Annotated in this window: 25 protein-coding genes; 6 read left to right on the forward strand and 19 right to left on the reverse strand. The window is 70.9% G+C overall.

All coding sequences use genetic code 11. The annotated features are described in order from the left end of the window. The first annotated feature begins 893 nt into the window (after positions 1-893). Both IE244_RS40090 and IE244_RS40095 read left to right on the forward strand, forming a co-directional pair. Positions 894-1,517, forward strand: a complete 624-nt coding sequence (locus IE244_RS40090) for a helix-turn-helix domain-containing protein (RefSeq protein ID WP_191878503.1) — start codon at positions 894-896, stop codon at positions 1,515-1,517. Then, positions 1,514-2,005: a cyclic nucleotide-binding domain-containing protein gene (locus tag IE244_RS40095; protein ID WP_191878504.1), complete on the forward strand. Its 492-nt coding sequence runs from the start codon at positions 1,514-1,516 to the stop codon at positions 2,003-2,005. The genes IE244_RS40090 and IE244_RS40095 overlap by 4 nt, the downstream gene beginning before the upstream one ends. A gap of 106 nt (positions 2,006-2,111) precedes the next feature. On the opposite strand, the gene IE244_RS40100 is transcribed toward IE244_RS40095, so the two are convergent. From IE244_RS40100 to IE244_RS40145, 10 genes are all read right to left on the reverse strand, one after another. Then, positions 2,112-2,774 (reverse strand): hypothetical protein, encoded by a 663-nt coding sequence (locus IE244_RS40100; RefSeq protein ID WP_191878505.1) that lies wholly within the window; start codon positions 2,772-2,774, stop codon positions 2,112-2,114. Between the two features lie 255 nt (positions 2,775-3,029). Next, positions 3,030-3,650, reverse strand: a complete 621-nt coding sequence (locus tag IE244_RS40105; protein WP_191878506.1) for an HAD family hydrolase — start codon at positions 3,648-3,650, stop codon at positions 3,030-3,032. 28 nt (positions 3,651-3,678) lie between these two features. Further along, positions 3,679-5,244, reverse strand: coding sequence for a glycosyltransferase family 4 protein (locus IE244_RS40110; protein WP_191878507.1), 1,566 nt, complete (start codon positions 5,242-5,244; stop codon positions 3,679-3,681). Between the two features lie 20 nt (positions 5,245-5,264). Continuing rightward, complete coding sequence (locus IE244_RS40115; protein ID WP_191878508.1) at positions 5,265-6,410, reverse strand: hypothetical protein; 1,146 nt, start codon at positions 6,408-6,410, stop codon at positions 5,265-5,267. Between the two features lie 54 nt (positions 6,411-6,464). Next, positions 6,465-7,388, reverse strand: a complete 924-nt coding sequence (locus IE244_RS40120) for a UTP--glucose-1-phosphate uridylyltransferase (protein WP_191878509.1) — start codon at positions 7,386-7,388, stop codon at positions 6,465-6,467. A gap of 114 nt (positions 7,389-7,502) precedes the next feature. Then, on the reverse strand, positions 7,503-8,414 hold the full coding sequence (locus IE244_RS40125) for a class I SAM-dependent methyltransferase (protein ID WP_191878510.1): 912 nt from the start codon (positions 8,412-8,414) through the stop codon (positions 7,503-7,505). A 26-nt stretch (positions 8,415-8,440) separates the two neighbouring features. Then, on the reverse strand, positions 8,441-8,908 hold the full coding sequence (locus IE244_RS40130; RefSeq protein ID WP_191878511.1) for a cytidine/deoxycytidylate deaminase family protein: 468 nt from the start codon (positions 8,906-8,908) through the stop codon (positions 8,441-8,443). Then, on the reverse strand, positions 8,908-9,438 hold the full coding sequence (locus IE244_RS40135) for a dCTP deaminase (protein WP_191878512.1): 531 nt from the start codon (positions 9,436-9,438) through the stop codon (positions 8,908-8,910). Before IE244_RS40135 ends, IE244_RS40130 begins: the two co-directional genes overlap by 1 nt. 11 nt (positions 9,439-9,449) lie before the next feature. Continuing rightward, the gene (locus tag IE244_RS40140; RefSeq protein WP_191878513.1) at positions 9,450-9,986 is read right to left on the reverse strand and encodes a dCTP deaminase; all 537 of its coding nucleotides are present in this window, start codon (positions 9,984-9,986) and stop codon (positions 9,450-9,452) included. Continuing rightward, on the reverse strand, positions 9,983-10,540 hold the full coding sequence (locus IE244_RS40145; protein ID WP_191878514.1) for a P-loop nucleotide/nucleoside kinase family protein: 558 nt from the start codon (positions 10,538-10,540) through the stop codon (positions 9,983-9,985). Before IE244_RS40145 ends, IE244_RS40140 begins: the two co-directional genes overlap by 4 nt. 323 nt (positions 10,541-10,863) lie before the next feature. On the opposite strand from IE244_RS40145, the gene IE244_RS40150 reads away from it, so the two are divergent. Then, entirely contained in the window at positions 10,864-12,225 is a 1,362-nt protein-coding gene (locus IE244_RS40150) for an NsdA family TPR-like regulatory protein (protein WP_229854834.1), read from the forward strand. A 10-nt stretch (positions 12,226-12,235) separates the two neighbouring features. Here the strand turns inward: IE244_RS40150 and IE244_RS40155 are convergent, their stop codons facing one another. The 3 genes from IE244_RS40155 to IE244_RS40165 form a co-directional block, all read right to left on the reverse strand. Then, positions 12,236-13,558, reverse strand: coding sequence for a hypothetical protein (locus IE244_RS40155; RefSeq protein WP_191878515.1), 1,323 nt, complete (start codon positions 13,556-13,558; stop codon positions 12,236-12,238). Positions 13,559-13,962: 404 nt separating this feature from the next. Further along, positions 13,963-14,229 (reverse strand): hypothetical protein, encoded by a 267-nt coding sequence (locus tag IE244_RS40160; RefSeq protein WP_191878516.1) that lies wholly within the window; start codon positions 14,227-14,229, stop codon positions 13,963-13,965. 249 nt (positions 14,230-14,478) lie between these two features. Further along, complete coding sequence (locus tag IE244_RS40165) at positions 14,479-15,504, reverse strand: ATP-dependent DNA ligase (protein WP_229854836.1); 1,026 nt, start codon at positions 15,502-15,504, stop codon at positions 14,479-14,481. Positions 15,505-15,876: 372 nt separating this feature from the next. Between IE244_RS40165 and IE244_RS40170 the strand changes: the two genes are divergently transcribed. Further along, complete coding sequence (locus IE244_RS40170) at positions 15,877-16,221, forward strand: DUF6233 domain-containing protein (protein WP_191878517.1); 345 nt, start codon at positions 15,877-15,879, stop codon at positions 16,219-16,221. A 28-nt stretch (positions 16,222-16,249) separates the two neighbouring features. On the opposite strand, the gene IE244_RS40175 is transcribed toward IE244_RS40170, so the two are convergent. The 6 genes from IE244_RS40175 to IE244_RS40200 all read right to left on the reverse strand — a co-directional run bounded on the left by IE244_RS40175 (position 16,250) and on the right by IE244_RS40200 (position 22,433). Beyond that, positions 16,250-19,369, reverse strand: a complete 3,120-nt coding sequence (locus tag IE244_RS40175) for a DEAD/DEAH box helicase (protein WP_191878518.1) — start codon at positions 19,367-19,369, stop codon at positions 16,250-16,252. A 2-nt stretch (positions 19,370-19,371) separates the two neighbouring features. Next, positions 19,372-19,896: a hypothetical protein gene (locus tag IE244_RS40180; protein ID WP_191878519.1), complete on the reverse strand. Its 525-nt coding sequence runs from the start codon at positions 19,894-19,896 to the stop codon at positions 19,372-19,374. An 81-nt stretch (positions 19,897-19,977) separates the two neighbouring features. Next, positions 19,978-20,601, reverse strand: coding sequence for a hypothetical protein (locus tag IE244_RS40185; RefSeq protein ID WP_191878520.1), 624 nt, complete (start codon positions 20,599-20,601; stop codon positions 19,978-19,980). A 701-nt stretch (positions 20,602-21,302) separates the two neighbouring features. Beyond that, positions 21,303-21,860, reverse strand: coding sequence for a hypothetical protein (locus IE244_RS40190; RefSeq protein WP_191878548.1), 558 nt, complete (start codon positions 21,858-21,860; stop codon positions 21,303-21,305). Between the two features lie 121 nt (positions 21,861-21,981). After that, on the reverse strand, positions 21,982-22,257 hold the full coding sequence (locus IE244_RS40195) for a hypothetical protein (protein WP_191878521.1): 276 nt from the start codon (positions 22,255-22,257) through the stop codon (positions 21,982-21,984). 5 nt (positions 22,258-22,262) lie between these two features. Next, positions 22,263-22,433 carry a hypothetical protein gene (locus tag IE244_RS40200; protein WP_191878522.1) on the reverse strand — a complete coding sequence of 57 codons (171 nt, stop codon included), beginning with the start codon at positions 22,431-22,433 and terminating at the stop codon, positions 22,263-22,265. 173 nt (positions 22,434-22,606) lie between these two features. Here IE244_RS40200 and IE244_RS40205 point away from each other — a divergent pair, with 173 nt between their 5' ends. Further along, entirely contained in the window at positions 22,607-23,857 is a 1,251-nt protein-coding gene (locus IE244_RS40205; RefSeq protein ID WP_191878523.1) for an NsdA family TPR-like regulatory protein, read from the forward strand. Positions 23,858-23,859: 2 nt separating this feature from the next. Beyond that, positions 23,860-24,453, forward strand: a complete 594-nt coding sequence (locus tag IE244_RS40210) for a GNAT family N-acetyltransferase (RefSeq protein ID WP_191878524.1) — start codon at positions 23,860-23,862, stop codon at positions 24,451-24,453. Positions 24,454-24,465 lie beyond the last annotated feature (12 nt).

Consider the following 24,465-nt stretch of genomic DNA (forward strand, 5'->3'; position numbering starts at 1 on the left):
CCCGCGGAGCGGGACCCCCAGCGCTGCGCGCTGGGGAAGGGAGCCGCCTCGCTGCGCTCGGCGGGCCCGGCTTCGCCGGGCCACGGCCGGCCCTTCGGGCCGGGTTCCTGCGCTTCGCTCCGGAACAGGGGTTCAGGGCTTCGCCCTGAACGGCCCGCTTCGCGGGCATTGGTGACCCCGTTTCACGGGGTACGGGCCTTCGGCCCGTTGGGGCGGGTCCGCTTCGCTCCCCCGTCCCAGGGTCCTTCCGGCCGGTTCGCTTCGCTCTCGGATGAGTTGAGCCCGCTACGCGGGCGGGAGAGCCCTTCGGGCATCTCCAGGTTGAACAAGCCCGCGTAGCGGGCTCGGGATGCCTATAAGAAGTAGCGAGATCTGTTTCTGCTGGTCAGAGCGATGTGAGGCCGAAGATATGGCAGTGCAGGAGTGCCATATCTATGGAGGATGTGGCAGTAGTTACTGCCACATCTCCTTCGATCCGTTGCACTACTGCTACCAAAGTACCCAACTTCCGTTGCAGTAGCGCAACCAACGAGAGTCACGGCAGCTCTCACCAAAGGCCTTTGGTTGCACTACTGCAACCAAAGGCTCCATGCGCCCCTCCAGAGCTGATGGTCACTCAGCGCGATGCCGGAGAGGGGCCACGGCGTCGGCATTCCAGGTGAGCTTGGGACGGTGAGTGCATCAGACGGAAGTTGTCCTCCTGTGACGTCCACCGAGTCAATTCGGTGAGCAAGTCGGTGAGCTCCCGAGCCGATGATCGAAATGAGGATGTGGCAGCCCTGCACTGCCATTTCTCGACCTTTCGTTGCGCTACCGGCACGTTATCCGTGGCAGTAGCGCAACGGTGGGCTAGGCTACTGACTGCGACTCAGGACAACGAGGGGCCCCGAACGATGAGCTCAGGTACCAACCCCGCATTCCCTCTCCCGGGGAAGCCGACTCGACGGCGTAGGCCGCTACCCACAACAGACCTACCCGTACCGGACATTGCCCCGCGGGCGAGTCAGCAGATCGATGTCCCTGCCGGCCACGGCGCCTACGTCTACCCGCTGGCGACCTCAACCGCCTTCATCGGCGGCTCCTACAGCATGGACTCGCTCACCTTCATGCTCTGGGCCTCCAAGCACTACGCCGCCTCCGAGGACCGGTTCATCCTCGTGGTCCTGGTCGCCTTGATCGGTTCCCAGGACATCGGCGGACACATCACCAAGAAGCAGGAAGAGATCGCCGAGCACCTCGGATACAGCCGTCGACACGTCGGGGGAGCTCAGCGCCGGCTGATGGCAGATGGCGTGCTTCGACGGGTCCGGCGGGGCGTCTACCAACTCGTCCCCTCAGCAGTCCTCCGCGGGGGAACGCGTAAAGTGCCAGGAGCCAGAACCGAACGCGTGCAGCAACTGGACCTCCTCCGAGAGATCCTCCAGGACCCAGACGCACCCGCCGCGTTCAAGGCGATGGCCAACGGCGAACTGCCGGAAGACCCCCACGACGGGGAGAAGGGAAGGGCCGCCGAATGACCACGGCCGCAGCCGAGCACGGATCAGCAACCCCGCTCCCGCGCCACCAGCAGGCAGCTGGGTACATTTCCTACGACGGTCTTGACTACGTTCCCAGGCTTCCGCCGACCAGCTACACGCTGCTCCTTCACATGCTCAACCGACAGCAAATCGGCGGCCTCGTCCGAGCCACCCACGAAGAACTCGCCGAAGGCGTGGCCATGGACCGCGGCGTTATCAGCCGTGCCATGGCCTACCTCGTAGCAGCCCGCCTTGTCCGAGTGAAGGGCCGCGGCAAGCTCCAGATCCACGCCATGCTCGCCAAGCACGAATCAGCCCAACATCGCTACGACGCCATCACAGCCCTCCCCATCGAAGAACGCCTCGACGTTGGCCACTTCGAAGAGGAGTACGAACGACGCTTCGCGCTGCACCAGCAGGAGAAGGCCGAGAAAGCAGAGAAGCGGAAGACCAGCACCGCCCGCGGCCACCTCCGCAGCGTCACCTGACCCAGATCCTCCTTGTGGACGGCACCGGGGCCACGGGCTGTCAGAGGGCTGAGGGCCCCTCCAGCGGGCGCGGAGAGGCCCTCAGCACCCGACGCGGGCGGACCGGTCAACCGCGCGCGGCCGTCTTCGTCCGCTGCGCGGCCAGGGCCGTGCAGCGCAGGCCCCCCTCGGGGTGCCACTCCATCACTGGGTCAGCGTCCTGCCCGTGTTGCTGGCACCAGCTCACCGTGGTCACCCCGCCGCAGGCGAAGCGACGGCATACGCAGTTGTCGCCCGGGGCCACGTACGCCACCCCGTGATGCACCAGTCCGCCCGTCGCCCCCTCTGAGGCGGCGCCCCGCAGGCCAGCCGGCCACGCCAGCGTGACCCGCAGGCCGCCCGACCCAGACCGGAACCGGTCGATCACCTGCACGCGGCCCGGCACCGCCAACGGCCCCGTGCCCGGGGCCGTCAGCCGGCGCACTGATGCCCCGAACTCCCCCGCCGCCAGCTCGGCCAGGGCGTCGGCGTCCGTGTCGGTGGACGCCGGAACCGGTGCGTACCCCCCCTTGAGGTCGGCCAGCACCAGCGAGGCGACCGTGGGCCCCGTGGGTACCCCGATCTTGTCGTGGGCCAAGAGCCAGGCGACGACCTGACGGGGGTCGAACTGGGTTGGGGAAGTCGGGGCCGCGAGGTCACGCGTGGCGGCCGCGCCACCGGCGGCGCGGCTTTCTGCCACGCGCAGCTGCATCGGGCGGGCCCGGGCCGTGGTGGCACGGGCTAGCCCCAAGGCCGTGAAGTTAACGGGTCTCGTGGGGTTGTCCAGGGGCCTGTAGGTGGGGGTTTGGCCGGACATGAAGCTTCACGCGCATGCCTGATCAGCGGCACTCGTGAACACCCGACGGCCCTCGCCCTGCGGTGTAGGGCCTGGCAGCGCTCGCGGGTGGAGCAGCATGGGCAATGGGCTGCCGCCCTTGGCCAGTCCGACCACTGGAAGACGGCCGGCCCAGAGGCCGGCATGCCTATCCGTGTGTCTCAGAACGGGTCACCTGAGGGCTGTGAGGGGCAGGCCGAGATGGTGGAGGCGGTTGGTGAAGTCCGAGGGGCCGGTGAAGAGGCGGGCGTGAAGTCCGGTCGTGGCAGCGGCGTGGACGAAGGTGGGCTCGTCGTCGAAGTAGGCCAGGCGCTGGGCGGGGATGCCCATACGGTCCGCGGCGGCCTGGAAGGCGTGGGGGGAGGGCTTGTCGACGCCGAGGCTGGCGGAGGAGAAGACATGGTCGAAGGTGATGTTGTGGTGTTCGAGGTCGGCGGGGAGTGCGTCGGTGCAGTTGGACAGGACACCGACGGGCATGTGGCAGCGGATCTGGTCGAGGAGTTCGACCATGGTGTTGTCACGTTCACCGCGGTCGGCACGCCAGGGGCCGAGGTTCTGGTACACGGCGGGGCCGAAGTCGTCGGCGAGGCGGTCGGCGACGTTGTCGGCCCATTCCTGGTCGGTGAGGAGGCCGACGCGGGCGGCGCGGTAGGTGGGGTGGTCGTAGGCGTAGTGGCTGATGGTGCCGGGGGGCAGGCCGGCGAGTCGTTCGCTCTGCCGGGCGCCGGTGTTGTGCCAGTGGCGGAAGAGGCCGTTCATGTCGACGAGCAGGCCTTCAATGCGGTCGGTCACGGTGGACTCCTTGCTGAAGGGGCCGGGGTTACGGCGTCTGGTGGGCGGTCGCGTAGAGGTTGAGGTAGTGGTCGGTGGTGCGCGCCCAGCTGTAGGTGTTCTCGACGTGCGTGCGGGCGTTGGTGGCGCGCCGGGCGAGTTCCTGGCGGTCGCCGAGCGCGGCGGTGAGGGTGTGGGCGAGGTCGTCGGGGCTGTCGGGGGGGATGAGCCAGCCGGTGGCGTGGGGGCCGGTGCCGATGATGGTGCGGGCGGGGCCGCCGGTCGCTGTGGCGATGGGCGGGGTGCCGCAGGCCATCGCTTCGAGGTAGACCATGCCGAACGGTTCGTTGACGGCCGGGGCGACCATGAGGTCGGCGGTGTTGAGGCCGGTGGGGAGTTCATCGTGGCCGCGCCAGCCGAGGAAGTAGACGTCGTCGGCGATGCCGAGGTCGGCCGCGATGTCGGCGGGGTGGCGGCCTTCGTACTCGCCGGGGTAGCCGCCCCACATCAGCAGGGCGGGCGCGGGGTTAAGGCGGGTGCGGGCGGCGGCGAAGGCCCTCAGGAGGACGGGCACGCGCTTGAAGTCCAGGAACCGCCCGACCCACAGCAGCAGCGGGCGCAGTTGTCCGTGCTCGTCGTGGAGGCGGTCGAGGTCGCGTTCGGTGTAGCGGATGCTGCCGGGCTTTTCGCCTGGGGCCCAGCCCTGGGGATCGGTGACGAGCCAGCGGCGCAGGTGCTCAAGCAGGACGGCCGGGTCGAGGCGGTGGGGCTGGAAGGTGTGGGTGTCGACGCCGTTGGGGACGACGGACGGTGCGCTGCTCAGGTGCAGCAGTTCGGTGGCGAGCTTCTGGTCGTGGTCGGAGACCGTGATGAGGCGGCCTGCGTGGGCGGCGGCCTGGTGCAGCCGGCGGATCCAGTGCTCGGAGTGGACCCACTTCTCCCAGGCGGTGTTGGCCAGGAGGCTGGCGTCAGGGTCGGTGAGGTCGGCGGTTTTGGCGATGCGTGCGGCTTCGGTGTGGCGGTGGGGGTTGCTGCTGTGCAGGAGGTGGGCCAGGTCGGTGAGGGAGGTCTGGGCGCGCTGGGCGAGTCGGGTGCGTTCCTGCATGCCGGCCAGGAGCTTGAGTTCGGTGCCGTGGAGGGTAGTGACGCGGGGGATGCCTCGGTAGGCGGTGTGGGCGCTGGTCTGGAGGTGGCTGAGGTGGTGCAGGTGCAGGAGGGTGGGGTGGGGGCTGCGGTGTGTGGTGAGGTGTCGGGTCCAGGCGCGGGTGAGGTGGTCGGCGTCGGCGGGCGGGACGGCGCTGTAGAGCGGGTCGGGGCAGTGGCCGCGGTCTTCGTAGGAGGGGTGGAACGGCCAGCGGGCGGCCTGGGGGTTGTCGCCGCGCTCGAACGCGGCCCGGGCGTCGTTGTGGTCGTAGGGGTGGAGGTCGAGGCCCTGGTAGAAGGCGGGGGCGTGGGAGGGGTCGCCCGGGGCGCCGAGGGATCCGGCGTGCAGGCGGGTGGTGATGCCGCGGGAGTTGAGTTCGCGCAGGTGGTAGCGGACGACCTGGGCGCTGCCCCCCCGGGGCCAGAACTGGATGGCGGTGTCTACGACCATGGGGTGGTTGGTGATCGGCATGGGTGCTCCCGTCGGGGTGGTCAGGGGCGGGGGTCGATGATCAGCGGCTCGGCGCCGGCGAGGCGTCCCTGCCAGTAGGTTTCCTGGGGGTCGCGGGGGGCGCGGACGGTGAGCGCGAGGACCTGGGCGAGGTTGTGCCGGTCGCGCAGCGGGACCGGTCGGCCGAGGTGGAGGATGCGGGTGCCCGCATCGAGGGTGAACGCCAGCCCGGGCAGTCCGATCTTCGCGAGGCGTTCCTCGACCTGGGTGGCGGTGACCGGTTCGCGGTGGGGAACGGTGCGCAGGCAGAGGTCGCGCTGGGCGGTGGGGCAGCGGTTGGCGGCGAGGCAGGTGGGGGTGTTCCACACCCCGGCGCGGTCGCTGCGGCCCAGGACGTAGGCGAGGGCGCAGCTGTTGGTCTGGAAGAAAGGGTGGCTGGCGTAGCGGTCGGGGAGGGCGTGGAGCCAGTCCCAGGTGGGCCGGGGCCAGACGGAGTCGGCGGCGCGCGGGTCGATGCCCGGGTCGGCGAGGGCCGGCCACAGCTCGGTGATCTGGTCCATCGCCGTGGGCTTGACCTTCGTGCCGACGGCGACGGTGCAGGCGGCGTAGCGGACGGCGAGGTCCATGACGTGCTCGATGGCCTCGGGGGTGCTGTTCTGCGGGAGGGCGGGCCGCCAGTAGTGGATGACGGGGATGTCGGCGGCGTGCAGGTGGGGGAAGTTGTCGCGCAGCGCGGTGTGGTTGATGCCGCGCTCGATGTCGGGGCCGAGGCCGGAGTAGCTGAGGTAGACCAGGATCGGCAGGTCGGCGGCGCGATTGCGGGCGATGCATTCCACGACGTCGTCGGGGATGGCGCACTTGGTGATGATGCAGACCGGGTTGCGGACGGTGGAGGCGCCCAGCAGGTCCAGGAGGGCGGTGAGGTGGGCGCGGGTGACCGGGGTGGCCAGGGCGTCGGTGCAGGTGTAGAGGGCCAGGACCAGCGCGGGGTGGTAGTAGCGGTGCGCGAGGAGCTGCTCGACGGTCTCCTCGGGCGTGGCGAGGACTGCGGGTTTGACGCCGGTGAGTCCGAGGTCTTGCAGGTAGCAGTAGCGGCACACCTTGTTGCAGCCCTGGATGGGGTTGACGACCATCCAGGTGTCGTGCTGGTCGTGGGTGGGCTCGTAGCGGGGCGGGATGAGCGGCATGGGTGCTCCCTTGGGGCCGCTCGCGGTGGGCGGCGGCCCGAAGGGAGCGGCGGATCAGCTGGTGCTCGGGGTGGTGTGGGGGGCGCTGGATTCGAGGGCGAGCTTGCGCAGGATGGGCCCGTACTCGGGGTGGGCGAGGGCGGTGGCCATCTGCGCGACGAGGTAGTCGGCCGGGTTGCCGGTGTCGTACCAGCGGCCGGAGATGACCTGGCCGTAGACGGCCCGGGTGGTGGCGTAGGCGTTGATGGCGTCGGTCAGGTAGATCTCGCCCTGGCGGTGCTCGTACCAGCGGCGGGTCTGTTCGCGGAGTTCGTCGATGATCGCGGGGGTGATGACGTAGCCGCCGATCGCCGCGTAGGCGGAGGGGGCGTCGGCCGGCTTGGGCTTTTCGACCAGGCCCGTGATGCGCAGCAGGCCCTCGCCGAGGTCTTCCTTGACGACGGGGACGCCGTAGCGCTGGGACTCGGCCGGTGCCATCGGCATCAGGGCCAGGACGGGGCAGTTGGTGCTCTCGTAGGCGCGGATGAGCTGCTGGGCGCGGGGGACCTCGGCGACGAACACGTCGTCGGGCCAGAGCACGAGGACGGGTTCGTCGCCGAAGGAGCGGGCGGCGTTCAGGACGGGGGTGCCGTTGCCGTAGGGGCCGTGCTGGTCGAGGTAGGTGATGTGGCCTTGGCGGGCCAGTTCACCTACCTCTTCCACCGCGTCCGCGTACTCCTTCTTGCCGTCCGCGCGCAGTTGCTCGACCAGGGTCGGGTTGGGGCGGAAGTGGTCCTGGATGAGGCTCTTGCCGCCGGAGACGACGATGGTGATGTCGGTGATGCCGGAGGCGACGAGCTCGCGGACGGTGTGCTCGATGACGGGCCGGTCACCGACGGGGAGCATCTCCTTGGGCGTGGCCTTGGTCAGCGGCAGGAGGCGGGAGCCGAGTCCGGCGGCAGGGATCACGGCCCTGCGGATCGTCGGGTTCGCGGGCATCGGGAGCTCTTTCCGTCGGTGGACCGGTGCCGCACCGGCCGGCGGGGCACCCTCCGACGCTACCAACGCCCCTCGCGCCCCATCGCTGGCCGCCCGGGCGGCGCACCGGTGTGGTCAGGAGCAGAGGAAGGAGCCGGTGTACTTCGTCACCGCGAAGTAGCCGTTCTCCTTGATCGCCTGGGCGACCTGCTCGGCGACGCGTTCGCGCAACTCGGCGAAGAACGCCTCGTCGAGGCGCTCGTCGGGCTCGGAGGAGGCGCAGCAGTGGTTGTGGCCGACCTGGTAGAAGCGCAGGAACGGGGCGGGGTCGGTGAAGCGGAGCTGGTCCTGCCACGTGACCCTTTTCACGGTCTCGAAGTGGGCGGAGAGCTGCGCGGCGCCGTTGTCCAGGGACAGCCGGCCCTTGGGGGTGGCCTTGAAGAGGTAGGCGGGGGCGTTCATCGCCTTCAGGGCGGTGAAGTGGACCTGGTACATCTCCAGCATGCTGTCGGGTCGGTCCGTGGTGAGCTGGAAGATGCCGCCGGGGCGCATGACGCGGCGAACCTCGGAGAAGCAGCGGTCGAGGTCGGGCACGTAGTGGATCATGTAGTTGGCCATGACCCGGTCGAAGGAGTCGTCGGCGAGCATCGACAGGTCGTCGGCGCTGCCCTCGGTCCACGTGCACGGGGTGGCGGTGCCGTGCATCCGGGCCCGGGCGGCCTCCAGGACGGCCGGCGCGACGTCGAGGCCGGTGATCGTCCCGTCCGCGAGGTGCGGGCGCAGGTGCTCCAGGACGAAGGCGTTGCCGCATCCCAGGTCCAGGAGGTCCTCCTCTCCGGTGAGGGCCAAGTTGTTGATCATGTGGCCGACCATGGACGTCGGGTTGGTGCGGAAGCGGTTGTGGACGTCCTGCTTGACGTCCAGCATCCGGGTGTCGTTGAAGAAGCGCTCGCGGGCGGTCTCCATGGAGAACTCGAAGTGCTGCTCGGGGATGACCTCCTTCGCGAGGGCGTCGAGGGCGGCGGTGCGGAAGTCGGTCTGGCTCATGACAGGTCTCCTTGACTCGTTCTGTTTCAGGGGTGGGTGAGCGGTGCGGGCCACTTGGTGCCCACGTACTTGTGGGGCAGCAGGCGGCCCAGCGGGGTCAGGGTGTCTTCGGGGTGGGGCAGGACCACCGAGATGTGTGGGGCGTGGTCCAGGAGGAGCTCGCGGCACAGCCCGCACGGGGGCACGATCCGGGCGATCGGCGGTTCAGTGGGCTTGGGGAAGCGGACGGCGGCCACCGCGAGGAGGCCGGCGCTGGTGACCAGGCGGGCCGCCGACAGGGCCCCGGCCTCCGCGCAGACCGCCGCACGCCCGACCATCGCGTCCACGTGCAGGCCCAGGTGCAGCCGCCCGTCGGCGTCCACGACCGCGGCCGCGATCTGGTGGCGGGCCAGCACGTAGCGGTCCCGGATCGCCTCGAACGCCGCTGCCACCAGGTCGCGGGCGACAGGGTCGCTGTAGGCGGCAGCCGGGTTCGGGACGTCGTTGGCCCTCATCAGGCCGCCGCCCTTGCCGCATCCAGGTGGATCTTGGAGGGCTGCGGGCCGCGCGACCCCTGGTACTTCCCGTCGTAGAGGACGATGTCGCCCTGGACCCGGAAGAACGCCACCTGCCCGAGCCGGTCGCCGACATGCACCCGCAGCGGCTTCACCGAGTGGAACTGGAAGGTTGTCTGGCCGATAGAGCCGATGTCGATGAGCTCGGCCGTGCAGTGGCTGAACAGGCCCAGCCGGGCTGCGCCCGACCGGCTGCTGATCCTCGGTACGTAGTGGTTGCTGCCGAGGACCTCTACGCTGGAGCCGAGGTAGACACGGTGCGGCTCCAGCACGAACCCGTTCTTGGGGATCTCGACCTCGACGTAGGGGTTTTCGGCGCGGGTGTCGAGGACTTCGCCGGTGTAGTAGGCCAGGGTCGGGCCCAGCGTCAGGTCGTAGCTGTTCGGCTGAACCTGGGCGGAGTGGAAGGGTTCCAGAACGAGGCGGCCGCGTTCGCGCTCGGCAATGATGTCCGGTCCGGTCAGGATCACGGGAGGTCTCCTCAAGCGTGAGACAGGACGGCCGGGGCCAGCAGCCCCGGCGGGGGAACGGTGGCTTCGTCGATCCGGCCGAACCGGCCGGTGTACGGCAGCCGGCCGCTGGTGGCGGCCCAGAAGCTGACCTGGCCGATGACCCGGTCCGCATAGACGCGGACCGGCTGAACGGCCTTGAACTCCAGCGTCCAGTGGTGGCAGGCACCGATCTGCCCCAGGTCGGCGGCGTACTGGACGAACAGCCCCAGCCGTCCGACAGAGGACCGACCGATCAGCGAGGGCACGAACTCGGTGCTGCCGATCGTCTCCACCGTGGTTCCCAGGTACACCCGGCCGGGCATCAGCACGATCCCCTCCTCGGGGATCTCGACCTCGTCCAGGTCGAGCTGCCCGTGGGTGTCGGCCGTCCCAGCGCGGTGGGTGCGCAGCACGGGCCCGAGTCGGTAGTTGTAGGAGACGGGGTTGACCTGGGCAGGGGTGAACGGCTCGATGGTCAGCGCGCCCAGGTCGCGCTGGCGCTGGATCTCGGGGCCGGTCAGGATCACGCGATCAGCTCCCGGGCCAAGGCCGCGAGGCGCTCGCGGTACTCGGCGAGGTCTCCGGCGTTGTCGATCCGACGCCACGGCTCTACGTTCGGCGGCACCTCCGTGGGGTGGTTCTCGTCCCCCGCGCTCAGGTCGCCGCGCGCCTGCCGGCGGGACTGGCGCAGGGCGGCCGGCGCGTAGATCTCCACGAGCCGGAACCCGAGCCTGGTCACGGTGTCCGCGTCGGGGGCGCGCAGGTCGTCACACAGCAGCAGCGCCTTCGGGCTCTCCGCCTCGGCCCGCCGGACCCGGAAGGTGAACGGACCGGTCAGCGCGTCCGGGTTGATGCGGCGCATCTGGGTGCCAAGCAGGTTCAGGAGGTGACCGTCCTGCTGGGTGTCGTTGGTCAACGGCCGCCCGGCCAGCGCGTAGATGGTGCGCTGGGCCTCATAGAGGGGCTCCGCCAGGCGCAGGCGGACGACCTCGACTCTCTCGGAGGCGAGCTCCTGGGTCAGTACCTGCGCCGCGGTGCTCTTCCCGGCGCCGGGCAGCCCATACAAGGCGATCTTGGGCATGACAGGCCTTCCTTTCTGCTGATCGCTGATGGCGGTGCGGGCGACAGGCCGTCGAATGACCCGAGGGCGGTGAGATGGGCACGACGCCCCGGGGGGGCAGAGTCGCCACGGATCGCGCAGCCCGGCGGTATCCGGGTCACGCCCTGTCGATCTGGGCCGCGCACCACCAGGTTCGGCCTCGGAACGTGCCAGGAAAAGATGTTGGGGGTTGCCGTGGGTTGCCCGGCGGTTGCTCCCCGTTGCCTCGCGAGTGCTTCAGTCTTCCGGTCCGCTTCCTTCGGGCGGGACACTGAGGGTTCTGGTCCTGGAGAGGTAGAGCGCCCGTGATCACAGCCACCGCTGTCCAGCCCCACCCGCTCAGCACGCTTCTGTCCCGCCACGGCCTGACCGCCGCCGCCTACCTCAAGCGGGTGGCCGACCGCCATCTGGCGCTCGGTTTCGGCGCGATGGCGCATCGCAAGGAGAAGGTCACCCGCTGGACACGCGAGGGCGTCACGCCGGAGAAGAGCGCCCTTTTGGCGATCGCCAGCCTGCACGACATCGACTTCGCCGACGTGGACCGCTACGGCTGGCCCGGCTTCCTGCTGCTGGCCCTTGACGACGACCGGACCGTGCTGGAGTCGCCGTGGACTGCGGCGGGTACGGTCACAGCACTAACGGAAGTAGGAGGGCCTGTGAAGGACCGCCGCGGCTTTCTGATCGCCTCCACCGCAACGCTGGCCTCCGCCCTCGCGCAGTGGCTCACAGCCGAACCCGCCCTCGCCATCGGCGACCGCGGCCGCAGAGTCGGCGCCGAGGCCGCCGCCCTGTTCGACGTACGACTCGATGCCCTGCGGCACCTCGACGACACCGTCGGCGCCGGACAGGTCTACGACGCCGCCGTGCTCGAACTGCGGCTGGTTGCCGACCTCCTCAAGAACGCCTCCTACAGCGAAGCCACCGGCCGCCGGCTCTTCGCCAGCGCCGCCGAGGCCTCACGCCTGGCCGGGTGGTGCGCCTATGACGAGGGCCGCCACGCCGCCGCCGAACGGCACTTCGTTGCCTCTCTGCGTGCCTCCAGCTCCGCACAGGACCCCACCCTGGGCGCGGTGACCCTCGCCTTCTGGGCGAACCTCCGCTACAACGCCGACGATTCCCACGGGGCCCTTCACCTCCTCGACGGCGCGCTCGCAGACCGGCGCAAGATCTCCTCGCCCCGGGTGAAGGCGATGCTCCACGCCCGCGCCGCCCGCGCCCACTCCAAGGCCGGCGAACCCCTCTCGGCCTGGCGCCAGGTCGACGCCGCGTTCGACGCGTACGCGAAGGCCGATGCTCCCGACGCAGACCTGGCGTCGATGTACTGGATCAACCACGGCGAACTCCACCAGGTCGCGGCCAGCTCGGCCCTTAGCCTCGGCGAGCCCAGGCGGGCCCTGGAGAACTTCCACGCCGCCCTCACCCACGCCGACCCCTACGACACCGACCGCGAGGCGCGCGGCGCCGTGATCTACCAAGTTCGCGAAGCCGAAGCCCACCTCGCTCTCGGCGACGTCGACGCCGCCCTCGACCTCGGCCACCAGGTCATCCACACCATGGGCGGCATCGACTCGGCCCGTACCACCAGCACCCTTGACGAACTCCGGGGACAACTCACCGGCCACCGCCACGTCCCCGCGGTAGCCGACTTCCTCAACTACGCGGCCTGAGCCGCCTCAGCTAGATGTACGTCAGTACCTCAGGCGGGCCTGCGGCTTCGGTCAGCTCCGACCAGTCCGCCGCCGTACCGGCGCGTTCGGCCCCTGCACGGCGGCGGTGCAACGCCGTGCAGCGGATCCCGCCGCCGACGTGCCACTCCATCGCCGGCGCGATGCCACCGTGCTCCTCACACCAGACCGCCACAACCAGCCCGCCGCAGTCCTGCCGGCGGCACGCGCACTCCTGGCCCGGCCGGACGTACGGCACACCGTGGCGCGCCACCCCCGCCGAGCCCTCAGTAGCGGCGCCCCGCAGACCGGCCGGCCAGGAGAGCGTCACGTGCAGGCCGCCCGACCCCGGCTGGAACCGTTCCACCAGCCTCACGTCGCCCAGCACCGCCAGCGGCCGCGTGCCCGGTACGGTCAGCCGGCGCACCGACGCCCCCCACTCCCGGCCCGTCAGGCCGTGCAGCGCCTCGGCGTCCTCCTCAGTGGACCAGCCGGACAACCGGTCTTCCCTCTCGGCATCGTCGGCCAAGAGCAGGTGCGGGTCCTCGATATGAAACCGGTGCGTGCGGCCACCGGAGAGGGCCACAACGAGCGAGGCCGTCGGGGCCTCCGCAGGAACGGCGATCTTTGCGTGGGCCAGGAGCCAGGCGACCACCGCGCGCCGGTCGAACTCCGGATGGACGTGCGTGCCGCCTGCGGGGGCCGGGAAGTCGCTGTGCCGGCGCCGCCAGCACGCCACCGCGGCCCGGCCCACCCGGGCCATCCGCCCCACCTCCGTTAGCAGCACCCGGTCCGCTTCCCTGTCCACGGGGTCGAGGGCGGCGAGCGGGGAGCGACGGCCCGCCGTGATGGTGCGCACGGCCCGCCAATCCACGTAGGGCCGGATCACTTCCAACAGCGCGATTTCTCGGGCGTCGTAGAGAGAGACCGTGGTCACCCCACCGTGGTGCTTGTAGTCCACGTCCACGGAGGTGACGGGGGACAACCACCCCAGCCGACCGACGATCAAGTCGAACTCCGTGCGTCGCACACCAAGCCGCTGTGCGGCCTGGTCCGGGCCCAGAGGCACGTGCCGGTCGAGGAGAGCGGGCAGATCCCGGCGGCGGGCGAGGACGGCCACCTGGTCCGGGTGGACGTCGGGGAACTCGGCCTCTCCGCCGAGGTAGACCAAGAGACCGGCGTTGACGAGGTGGCCGACCGCCGAGGCGGTCACCCTCGGCCGGCGGATCGGGAGCGGCACGCCCAGGGCCTCGGTCAGCCGGTCCGCCGCCACCCCGGCACCCATCGGGCCCCGCAGCGCTGCACGCACGGCCTCGGGGTCGGTGGCCTCCACCACCGCCCGCGACCACATCCCGGGGCCGGCATCCGGCGGCGGGACCAAGCCCGAGCCGGTAGCCCACCGCCATGCCGCTACCGGCACCCGCAGCCGGGACGCCGCCCCGTACACGTCGTAACTCTCACGAACCGAACGCACCACGGAACACACTCCGATCATCCATCGGCGGCCTGACCGTCAGGCCGCGCCGGAAACATGCCAAAAAATCCTGTTTGTTGTCAATGGCCCTAATTCTGGGGCGGGTTGGGAGCGCACCGCACAAGTCGCCTACGCGTACGCGAGGACCCGCGTCACCCGGACGGGTGCACCGCGGGCCCTCCGGCCGCCATGTCGACGGGATGCTGGCCGGTGACGCACCCCCGGTCCCGGGCCGCCTCGCGGGCGGCCCGGGAACCGGCCGCGGGCTAGCCGCGCGGGCGGCGGTCCCGGCGCTTGCGGCGGTGTACGGCAAGGCGCACGGCCTTGCCCAGTGCCCATGCCGCGCCCGACCACTGCGGCGCCCACGCGTCCACCGCCATCTGCCCCGCTTCGACGGCCAGTTCCACGGCCGCCCGGACCGCCCAGCGCCGGACGGTCGCCCTGCGAGGAGAGGCCGGCTCCTGGGGGCGCCCGCCCTCCTCCCGGCCGGACTCCCCGTCCACCGGCTCCCCAGCCATTTCAGCCATGCTCATGACAGCTCACTCCTCATACGAAAGTGCGGCCACCTCCTCCGGACGGAGGGGGATGGCCGCACTTTCGAACGCCGAGGGGTAAGCCCCGCAAGTCCACTAAAACCACAGGTCAAAGCAGTAGAGGGTGGGATTCGTGTGCGTGCTACACCACCGGACCCTTAGCCCTGCAACCCACCCGGATGTGATCCACGGCACCCCCCTGAGGCTGCCCGGACCGCCCCGCCCCCGTTGCTCACACCGCCCACGCCCTCAGGGGCGCCGCGGGCGGCTCGCCTCCCCGAAACCCGGCACATCCCCGGGGCCCATGTCCACGCGCAGCCGCTTGAAGCGCACCGGGTGGCGCCAGACGCCGCCGTGGTCGACGGCCCGGTCGGCGCTGATCTCGGCCACCGCGTCCGGGCGGACGAGGGTGACATCCAAGACGTCGCGCGAACCCCACGACGCGGCGAACTGCACTCCTTCCCAGGGGTGTCCGGGGCCGGCCGGGGCCAGATGCCCAGCGACCTGGCGGGCCTGCTCCGGGCGCAGCGTGGTGGTGCGGCCGACGGTGCGCAGCCGTCCGTCGGTGTCGTGGCGGCCGAGGACGAGGAGCTGGGGGTGGGTGAGGGTGCCGGTGATCGCGCCGACGATGGCTTCGCTGGTGTCTCTTCTTTTGATCTTGGTCCAGCCCCGGCGGCCCGTCAGGTAAGGCGCGCCCATCGGCTTGGCGACGATGCCTTCGAGGCCGGGGACGTCGGTCCAGGACTCCAGCCACTCCCGCGCCGTCGCCGTGTCGGTGGTCATGGGGCAGAGCGTCCATGGCGAGGTGAGTGCGCGGGCGGCGAACAGGACCTCCAGGCGGCGCCTGCGCTCTACGTAGGGAAGCGTGAGCAGTTCGGTGCCGTCGGCCATCAGGATGTCGAAGGCGACGTAGAGGGCGGGCAGGCGGGCCGCGAGGGCGGGGGCGTTGCGGGCGCGGGCGGCGGCGCGGCGTTGCAGGCCCTCGAAGGACAGGGCGCCGGCCTCCAGGTCCCAGGCGAGGACTTCGCCGTCGAGGACCAGGCCGTCAGGCAGCTGGGCGGCGGCGGTCACCAGGTCGGGGAACGCGTCCTGGACCAGGGCGCCGCGGCGGGTCTGGAGCAGCACCCGCCCACCCGGACGGTCCGGGGTGAACACGAGCAACCGGTGTCCGTCGAACTTGTACTCATACCCCAGACCCGGCCCGGAACGGGGCGGAACCGGGATCGTCTCGGCGGCCTGCGCCAGCATCGGCGCGACCGGCGGCCGTAGCACCACCGCCACCCACCTCCCATCCGGTCACACTGGCCCCGCGCCCAGCCTGCACCTTGCCTTCTCCCGTAGCCCCTGCAGGACGCCGGACGGCCGAGCGGCGACCGGGTGACCGGGACGGCGTGGCAAGGCTGTCCACTAGGCCAGAAAATCGAACATGAGATCTAATGGGAGTGACAGCCTCCGCACCCCAGAAGGAGCACTCTGTGACCACCCCCGCCTCCGCACCTGCCAGACCCCAGCTCGTCACCTGGGCACCCAGCCAGACCGGACCCTGCGCCCTCTGCCACGCCCCCACCTGCAAATACGGAGTCGGTGCCTCCCCCACCTGCCCGCGGTGCGCGGAAGCGCGGGCGGCGCAGTACCGGAAGTAGCACCATGTCCGCACCACCACCGGCCAGCACCTCGCGCCTGGACCTCCTGCGCTTCCTCGAACGCGTCCAGCTGCAAGACCTCCAGCGCACCCGCGACTGGATAGCCACCGAAGAACAGCTCATCGCCGCCCAGGGCGAACGCCGGCCCGCCCCTCCCCCGCCCGCGTGGCTCATCGAGCACGGGATCGGCACCGGCCGGCCGCCTGCGCGTGTGCACGTCGGCAGCTGCTGGGACACCCGCACCCGGTGCAAGCCCGCCACCGCCGACCAAGCCCGCCGGGCGCTGGCCGAGGGGGTCTCCGCGTGCCCGCACTGCCGCCCCGACACTGCCCTCGGAGTGCTGGACTGAGGTGTGGCCGCCTTGTCGCGCTGCTCTCTCACCAGTGGATGCCCAGCTCGTCGAGGGCGGCGATCTGCTGGGGGGTGAGGCGGCCTTCGCGGTTGCGGGCGCGTTGGACGCTGAGCCAGGCGTCGAGACGCTTGCCGTTGACGCTCGTGCCGTTGGGCGGGCGAAGGTGGCCGTGTGCGGCCTTGTACTGGCGGGCGTCGTCGAGGCGGGCCTGCCAGGCCTGATCGATCCGAACGTCGGCGAGCCCGAGGCCGGGAGTCCACTCGATGCCGAGTTCATTGAGCGCGGCAACACGCTCGGGCGTGAGGGTGCCGCGTTGGTAGGCGGCGCGCTGGTTGCGGAGCCATACAGACAGGTCGACTCCGGTGACGGTCGTGCCGGTCGGGGGGCGGAGGTGTCCGTGCTCCTGCTGGTAGCTGCGGGCAGCCTGGAGGGCTTGCTGCCAGCGGGCCCCCTGGGGCTCCCAGTCCAGTCCGAGTTCGTCCAGGGCTGCGATCTGCGTGTCACTCAGCTGCCCGTTGCGGCGAGCTGCGCGTTGTCTGCTCAGCCAGACGGTAAGGCTGCGGACTTCGGGGTTGTCGGAGGACTCCAGTGGCCTCAGGTGTCCGTGGCGGTCGTGGAAGGCGCGGGCGGCATCAAGGTGCTGGGCGAAGGAGTCGGCGGTGTAGGCGTTGGTGCGGGCGCGCTTGAGCCGCAGGCTCAGGGTGCTCGTGCTGAGGGCCAGGGCTTCCGCGAGTGCCTTTTGTTCGACGCCCGCTTCGACCAGGGCGAGGAGGGCTTCCGCGAGTGCCTTGCCGCGCTGGTGGGGGAAGGCGCGCAGGGCGGCGATCTCCTCGTCCGTGGGAGGGCGCTTCGGGGTGGCGGCGGTCCAGATCATGCCCAGGTCGTCCAGGGCGGTACGGCGTGCGGGATCCAGGGTGCGGGGTCGGCCGGAGGGGTCGGAGACGCTGCCGGCGGCCAGGGCCCGCTGGTAGGCGATGAAGTCACCGAGGTTGTATCCCTCGGCATCGGTGTGGTTGACGGGGACGGCGAGGTCGCCGTGGCGGTCGCGGTAGCGGCGGCACGCGGCGAGCCCGTCCGCGAAGCGGGCCTCGCGTACGTCCCAGATCATGCCCAGTTCGTCCAGCGCGCTCACGACGCCGGAGTCGACGTCACCGTGCGCGTAGCGGTTGCGGCGCGTCTTGAGGGCGCTGCCGAGCGGGTAGCCGTCGTCGGTCACGTGGGCCTGGGGCACGCGCAGGTGACCATGGGCAGCGTGGAAGGCACGGGCACGGGCGATCAGTTCCTCGTTGGCCTGCGCCCGGGTATTCCAGGTCATGCCGAGCCGGTCCAGGGCAGCGATCCGCTCGGGGGTCAGGCGTCCCGCGGCGTAGTCGCGGCGCAGCATGTTGATCCGCATACCGAGCCGGTAGCCGTCCTGGGTCCTGTAGGTCTGGGGGACGTCGAGGTGGCCGTGGGTCTCCCGGTAGACGCGGGCGTGACCAAGGGCTGTCTGGAAGCGGTACCAGTCGGGGTCCCAGATCATGCCGAGCCGGTCCAGGGCAGCGATGCGGTCGGCTGGCATCCAGCCCTTGCGGCGGTGTTGCCGGGCGTTTTGGATCCACCGCCCGAGCCGTCGCCCGTCGTCGCTGACGTAGCCAGCGGGGACGTCAAGGTGACCGTGCTGCTGGTAGTACACGGCGGCGGCACCAAGTCCTTCCCACCAGGGGGAAGCGCTCTGGCGTACCAGCAGCAGCTCGACCTGTTCGATGAGGTCCTGGCCGGCGCCCCAGGGCAGCTCGACTGTGATCTTCGACGGAAGGCCCGGGTTGCGGGACGTGTCCTTGCTGCGCTGGTTGTCCAGGGCGATGCCCAGGGGCTCGTCGTGCGCACGCAAGGCGCGGACGACCCGCCAGAGGGTGTCGTAGTCGCCGGGGTCCAGTTCGCCGATCTCGCCGTCCTGCTCGGGCACGATGAGCGGCACGATGATGGTGGACAGGCCCGGGGTGTCGGGGTGGGGTCGCAGGGTCCGGCCCACCGCCTGCACGATGTCCACCGCGCTGGACTTGGGGTGCGCGAACAGGGCAGCGTCGAGGGCCGGGACGTCCACGCCCTCGCCCAGGATCCGGGCGTTGGCGACCACGGACCACCCGCCGGCGGGAGGTAAGCGCAGGCCGTCGAGGATCCTGTCGCGCAGCTGGGGACTCATCTCGCCGTGGATTACGTGGGAGACGGGGGCGGGCAGGTCGGGGGCCAGACGGCGGGAGAGGCCGGGCAGGGAACGGGCGAACTCGGCCGCCTGCGCGACGCGGGAGTGAAATGACACCGCGCGCCGCACCCCGTACTTCTGGGCGGCGCGAACGAGTGCGGCCTGGGCGACGAGGGTCTGCATGGACGGCGCGCCCGGGCCTTCGACGTACTCGTGGGTCTTGTCGGCGAGCAGAGCGCGGGCCTCGCTCTCACGGATCCCAACGACGTAGAGGCGGTAGTCCTCCAGGTAGCCCTCGGCGATGCCGCGGCTGAAGGGATAGGTGTAGAAGACGGGGCCGAACACCGAGGTGTCGTCCATGGACAGGTGCCCCTGGGCGCTGGCGGCCGCGTCGACGCGCGGGGTGGCCGTCATGTACAGGCGCCGGACGGCGGGAAGGTAGCCGGGTTCGGTGACGCGGCGGATCACGAATTCGGGCCGCCCCGTCAGATGATGAGCCTCGTCCAGGATGAGGAGATCAAGCGTGGCCCCGGCCTGTTGCAGGCTTTCGTGGAGCCGGGGTGCGGAGATGTACGTGCACACGATGAGCCGCACCCCTGCCTCGGCGGGGCGGGCGAGCCACTCGGTGATGGTCTGCGGGTCGGTGGTGACCTGGGCGGGGATGTCCGGCAGGTGTGCGGGAGCGTCGGCGACGGTGTCGTCCGAGCACACGGCGAGCACGTCCAGCCCGGTCCCAGCGGGATGGAGTGCACGCCAGGTGGTGATGGTCTGGGCGACCAGGGCCAGCGAGGGCACAAGGACCGCGGCCAGCCCGCCGGAGGGCAGCAGCCGCATCGCGGACTGCTGCCCCATCAGGCTCTTCCCCGAGCCGCAGGCCGCGTGCAGCTGGCCCACTCCGCCGTCGGCGAGGCCTTCGGCGATCGCGGTCACGGCTTCGTGCTGGTACGGACGCAGCTCCACTGTCACTCCCCCGTCGTGGGCAGGGCGGCGTCGTCGCGGCGCAGCACCGCATCGATGACGGCGAGGGCCTGCGTACGGGACCAGGACCGGCACGCGGCCGCGAGCGCGGCGGCGTCGGGGACGACGTCCTCTTCGAGGTCTTCTACTTCGTAGGAGAGCAGCGTGCCGGGTGCTTCCAGCCAGGTCACGTCGACGACGGTGCCGCGCAGGATCCAGGCGAGGGTCTGCCAGTGGACGGCTGGCAGCGGGGGCAGGTCGCGCAGTTCGGCGGCCAGGAGCCGGTCGAAGGTGTCGTAGGGAAGCTGGCGCAGGGGGTCGTCGGCGGTGCGGGCGCGGGCCACGGCCTGGCTGATCGTCTTCTCGCTGACGTTCAGCTCGGCGGCCAGGGCTTTGGCGCCGCCGCGGCCGCGGCGGGTGACCTCGGCGTTGATGGCGCGGGCCTTGTCGTCGGCGCCGGCGGAACGCTCGGCGTTGCCGTGCTCGATCCGGGCCTCGGCCCGGGCGAGGAGATCAAGGAAGTCGGACACGGAGGGATTCCTTTGCAAGAAAAGACCCGGCCGCCGGGGGCAGGCGACCGGGCCGGTGGGGACGGAACAGGCGCAGGGACGTCAGTCCTCGTTTTCCTGATCGGCGGCGGCGTTGTCCCGCAGCGTGCGCAGGTAGGCGTCCAGACCGACGCAGACGGCCACAGGGCTCTCCCCGCAGTCGGCCAGGTTCTCCAGGATCTCCGCCTCGATCTCCTCCAGCCGCTCGTCGCTGGTGGCGGCGGTAATGCCGAACTCCTCGGCCTCTTCCCCATTCACCGCGCCAGAGATGTCCCACTGCCCGACCAGGTCCTCCTCTCCGAAGACCTGCTCGTAGGGGTGGGCCACGCCGAGCCTCGCCTCGATCTCGTCCTCGGCGGCCCGGGCGTCCTCACCGAGCCGGACGACCGTGTTGCTCCCGTCCCAGATCTCCTCCCAGTCGGCGAGGATCCGGTCGGCGAGCGGGGCGATCTCCTTCATGACCCGGTTCGCGGCGTCCGCGGTCAGCACGGGGATGCCGTAGCGGCGGTCCTGGCCGTGGTAGACGGAGAAGGGGATGCCGTTGCCGATCTCGGCGTTGTAGTCGGCGCTCAGGGTGCCGTTCGGCAGATCAAGCTCGATGTAGGCGGGCTGCACCCCGGACTGGCCGTCGTAGTGACGGAACAGCTCCGTGGGGGTGGTGCACTCGATGATCTTCACGTAGGACACGGCGGTACCCTTCGATCGTCGGACAGCCCTGCAAGGCCATCCGGCCGGGTGTCGGAGGGCTGGACCCCTCCGACACCCACACCATACTTACCCCTAGGGGTAAGTAGCAAGCGTGCCCGCCGCATGTGCTGGCAGCAAACACCCACGGGGGCCCCGGACTTGCTGCTCACGTGCCATTTGCAGAGGTCAGCTCTGTGCACGGCGAGGGGCGCCCACTGGAAAGGGCGACAGGGTGGACCGAACGGAACGTGTCGCAGCAGCACGTACCCCGCGCGGCTGAGGCTGACGACGATCTGCCGCGGGGAGTACCCTCCCGCCCGTCCGGCGTCTCCCCGCCCCAGGCGACCGGAGGGCTTCCCCCCCCATGGGCGAGCCCCTGCCGGACCCGTTCGGCAGGGGCTTTGAGCGACTGTGCGCGTTGCGTGTACGGTGCTGCGCCATGACGCAGCCTTTCGCCCAGGGCGAGGACCACCCGGCGTGCGGGATCTGTCCGGCTCACCGCCTCCCGCGGGAGGGCTTCGTCGTCTACGACCGGCCAAGCCGAGAGTGCCCGTTCAATCCGGACGACGGGCTGCGGTACACCGCCGACGGCATCCCTGCCTGCGTGCACCCGGACAAAGTCGGAGTCGAGCCTGACCGGGTGGCCCCGCCGCCGGAGCCGCCGGCGCAGCTCGTCGAAGAGCCCCGGCGGCGGGGCTGGTTCAGGCGGAGGTAAACGCGATGTCGTGCTCGCGGCCGGCCCGGTCCATGCCGATGGCCGCGTACCGCTCGGTGAGGATGGTGACGCGCCGGTCGACTTCGCCCTTCGGGAGCCAGTAGCGGGCCGGGGGTTCCCCCCACGCGAGCCTGTAGGCGCGGTGGGTGAAGTCGCCCACCTCGTAGTCGGTATGTTCCTGGTCGGTCTGGTGGATGAGCTTGAAGCCGGTGCGGTCTGCGATGCGCGCGAAGAGCTGCGGCTGCGCGATCATGGCGTGCGTCATCTCGTCCACCGGAACCGCCACGGCCACCTCGGCGAGGTGCTCGTCGCCGGTGAGGCCGAAGACGGCCGCCTTGAGGGCGAGAGCCCGCAGACCCTCGGTGAACAGCGGGCCCTTGTCGGTGTCGAGGGACCACCGTTCGATGACGGGGAACCCGGTGAAACACTGCCAGTCGCTGCTGTACTCCAGCGTGGCGGCCTCGAACGCGCCGAACTCCTCGTCGGCGAGGACTGCGGCCAGAACGGCCTTCGCCCGGGTGGCGGTCTGTGCGGGGGTGGGCATGGTGCTCACAGCGGACTCCTTCGAGATGGTCCTGCAGTGCCCCGCACCAGCCCCTGGTGGGCCGGTGCGGTCCGTGCCCCGGGCGCCAGGGGGCTCTTCGTCTACCCCTGGCGCCCGGGAGTCATCGCCCCCGTCCGCGGCCGGTGGCCACCGACGTGGAGGGGGGTCGATTCAGGCGTTCGACGTCCTGTATCAGCGCCTTGATCTCCCGGCCGGACGGCAGACGCACCCACAGGTAGGCCTGGGAGGCATCGACGCCGGCCCAGCCGGACCCGACCTGGACCACGGCTCCCGTGAACCGGATCGGAGCCTCTCGGAGCCGGTCGTCCGGTTCGACGTAGGAGGTGCCTGTGACCTGGTCGCCGACCTTGTAGGGCGACGTGCGGCGGCGTGCCATGGTGCTCACCGTTCCCCGTGGCCGTCGGCATCGTCCTGGTGGTCGACGCTGGCGGGCGGCGGGTCTTCCCAGCGGGCCAGGAAGGTCGCCAGTCCATGGTCGGCGCGCAGCCGCAGGTCCCGGCTGGGAACGCCGGGCGGGTCCGGAAGCGGGCGGGGTGCGGGGTGGTCGGCCATACGTCGGTCCTCTCCACCGGCCGGGTCGGGTACGGAGAGTTAAGCGCTGATCACCCATCAAGTCCTCGGGGAGAGCGGACTTTTTGGCGGACTTTCTCATCCCCGAACGGCTGAAAGTCCGGGTCTGACGCCCGTACCGTGACGGACAGGAGCGAAGCCACAAGGGAGCGCAGATGGCCGACGACCCCACACCGTTCGCGGACTTAGTCGACGGATTCGGCTGGCGCAGCTGCGCCACATTCACTCAGGTCTATGCCACCGTCGCCCGGCGCCTCGGACAGCGCGAGGAAGTCACCGACCGCCAGGTCCGCCGCTGGCGTGCGCCTGAGCCGCCCTGCCCGCAGCCCGGGCGTCAAAGGGTCCTCGAAGCAATGCTCGGTGTCCCCCTGGAACAGCTGGGCTTCCGCGTCCCCGAGCACCGCCGCAACGCGGTGACGGCCCCGCTCGCCGACCTCGCCGAACCGCAGGGAGGAACTCCGCCCGTGGAACGCCGCACGCTCTTCACCCTGTCGGCCGCCGTGCTCGGCTCCGCCGCGCTGCCGGCCCCGGCTGACGCCTACGCCCCGCAGGTGGGCACCGACACGGTCGCCGACCTGCGCCACGGCCTGGCCTCGCTCTACGGCCTCGACGACCGCTTCGGCGGCGCCACCGTCGGCCCCCTGGCCGCCGCCCACCTCTCGCGCGTCGAGCGCCTCATCTCTACCGGCACCTATCCCGACATCATCGGCCGCCAGCTGCGCCTGATCTCCGGCGAGACCGCCGAACACGTGGGCTGGCTCGCCTTCGATGCAGGCGACCACCAGCGCGCCCGCCGGTACTGGACCCAGGCCAGGAACACCGCCGTCGACCTGCGCGACGACTCCCTGACCGTCCTGGTCCTCGCGTCCCTCTCTCTCCTGGAAATCCGCGAACAGGACCCCAAGGCCGCCCTTGACCATGCCCAACGGGCCTCCGCCCTCGCCCAGCCATGGGCGCCGCCGTCCCTGATGTCTATCCTCGCGACCCGCCAGGCCCGCGCCCTGGCCCTCCTGGGCGACCCCTCCGCCGCCCGCACGACCCTGGCTCACGCCGCGCGCCTCTACGATCAAGACCAGGGGGCACGCCCCGCCCCGGCCTGGACCCTCTTCCACGGTCCCGCTGAGCTGGGTATGGCCCAGGCCGAGCTGTTCACCGCGGTCGGCCACCACCGCGCCGCCGTCCGCTGGCTGCGCCTGGCCCTGGAACGGCAGGAAGCCACCTACGCCCGCAACGAGGCACTCGCACGTGCCGGACTGGCAGGAGCCCTGGCACGATCCGGGGAAGCCGACGAGGCCGCCTTCCACATCGAGCAGGGCGAAGCCCTGCTCACTGAGGTGTCATCGGGCCGCGCACGCGAAGGGCTCGCCCAGGCCCGCCGCGAACTGGCACGGACCACAGGGAGCTGATGATGCAGTACACACTGACCACCGACACCACCGCAGCCGCCGGCGCCCTCGATGACCTCGCTGCGCTCTACGAGACGGTATTCGCCGAACCTCCCTACCTTGAGGGCCCTCGCGACGTTGCCGACTTCCTGGACCGCTACCAGCGCGAACACCGCACCCCCGGCTTCCGCCTCGCCCTGGCCCACGACGACGACGGCGCCCTCACCGGATTCGCCTACGGACTGCCGCTGTCCTCCACCACCACGTGGTGGAACGGTCTCATCGACACGAACCTGCCCCCCGACTTCACCCGCGAGGACGGCCACCGCACCTTCGTGGTGATGGAGCTCGCCGTCCGCGCCGACCGGCGCGGCCACCGCATCGGCGGCACCCTGCACAACCTGCTCCTGGACCGGGTCGACGCCAGCCGCGTCACCCTGGCCGTGCGGCCGGAGGCGCCGGCCGCCGCGTGGTACGAACACCTCGGCTACAACCTCGTTGGCATGTCCCGTCCATGGCCCGAGGCCCCGGTCTACCGGGTCATGCTCCGCACCCTCCCCGCAGCCGAGCGCGAGCCGGATGTCCGATATCTCTGGCAGCCGCCAACGGCACGCTGACGATGACGGCGG

It is taken from the genome of Streptomyces filipinensis, from assembly GCF_014649495.1.
Taxonomy (GTDB): Bacteria; Actinomycetota; Actinomycetes; order Streptomycetales; family Streptomycetaceae; genus Streptomyces; species Streptomyces filipinensis.

Bases quoted from the DNA above. Each gene is read 5' to 3' on its own strand.
- IE244_RS40090 (WP_191878503.1), top strand. From the start codon at position 894: ATGAGCTCAGGTACCAACCCCGCATTCCCTCTCCCGGGGAAGCCGACT.
- IE244_RS40095 (WP_191878504.1), top strand. From the start codon at position 1,514: ATGACCACGGCCGCAGCCGAGCACGGATCAGCAACCCCGCTCCCGCGC.
- IE244_RS40110 (WP_191878507.1), bottom strand. From the start codon at position 5,244: ATGCCGATCACCAACCACCCCATGGTCGTAGACACCGCCATCCAGTTC.
- IE244_RS40115 (WP_191878508.1), bottom strand. From the start codon at position 6,410: ATGCCGCTCATCCCGCCCCGCTACGAGCCCACCCACGACCAGCACGAC.
- IE244_RS40120 (WP_191878509.1), bottom strand. From the start codon at position 7,388: ATGCCCGCGAACCCGACGATCCGCAGGGCCGTGATCCCTGCCGCCGGA.
- IE244_RS40125 (WP_191878510.1), bottom strand. From the start codon at position 8,414: ATGAGCCAGACCGACTTCCGCACCGCCGCCCTCGACGCCCTCGCGAAG.
- IE244_RS40130 (WP_191878511.1), bottom strand. From the start codon at position 8,908: ATGAGGGCCAACGACGTCCCGAACCCGGCTGCCGCCTACAGCGACCCT.
- IE244_RS40145 (WP_191878514.1), bottom strand. From the start codon at position 10,540: ATGCCCAAGATCGCCTTGTATGGGCTGCCCGGCGCCGGGAAGAGCACC.
- IE244_RS40160 (WP_191878516.1), bottom strand. From the start codon at position 14,229: ATGAGCATGGCTGAAATGGCTGGGGAGCCGGTGGACGGGGAGTCCGGC.
- IE244_RS40170 (WP_191878517.1), top strand. From the start codon at position 15,877: ATGTCCGCACCACCACCGGCCAGCACCTCGCGCCTGGACCTCCTGCGC.
- IE244_RS40190 (WP_191878548.1), bottom strand. From the start codon at position 21,860: ATGCCCACCCCCGCACAGACCGCCACCCGGGCGAAGGCCGTTCTGGCC.
- IE244_RS40195 (WP_191878521.1), bottom strand. From the start codon at position 22,257: ATGGCACGCCGCCGCACGTCGCCCTACAAGGTCGGCGACCAGGTCACA.
- IE244_RS40200 (WP_191878522.1), bottom strand. From the start codon at position 22,433: ATGGCCGACCACCCCGCACCCCGCCCGCTTCCGGACCCGCCCGGCGTT.
- IE244_RS40205 (WP_191878523.1), top strand. From the start codon at position 22,607: ATGGCCGACGACCCCACACCGTTCGCGGACTTAGTCGACGGATTCGGC.
- IE244_RS40210 (WP_191878524.1), top strand. From the start codon at position 23,860: ATGCAGTACACACTGACCACCGACACCACCGCAGCCGCCGGCGCCCTC.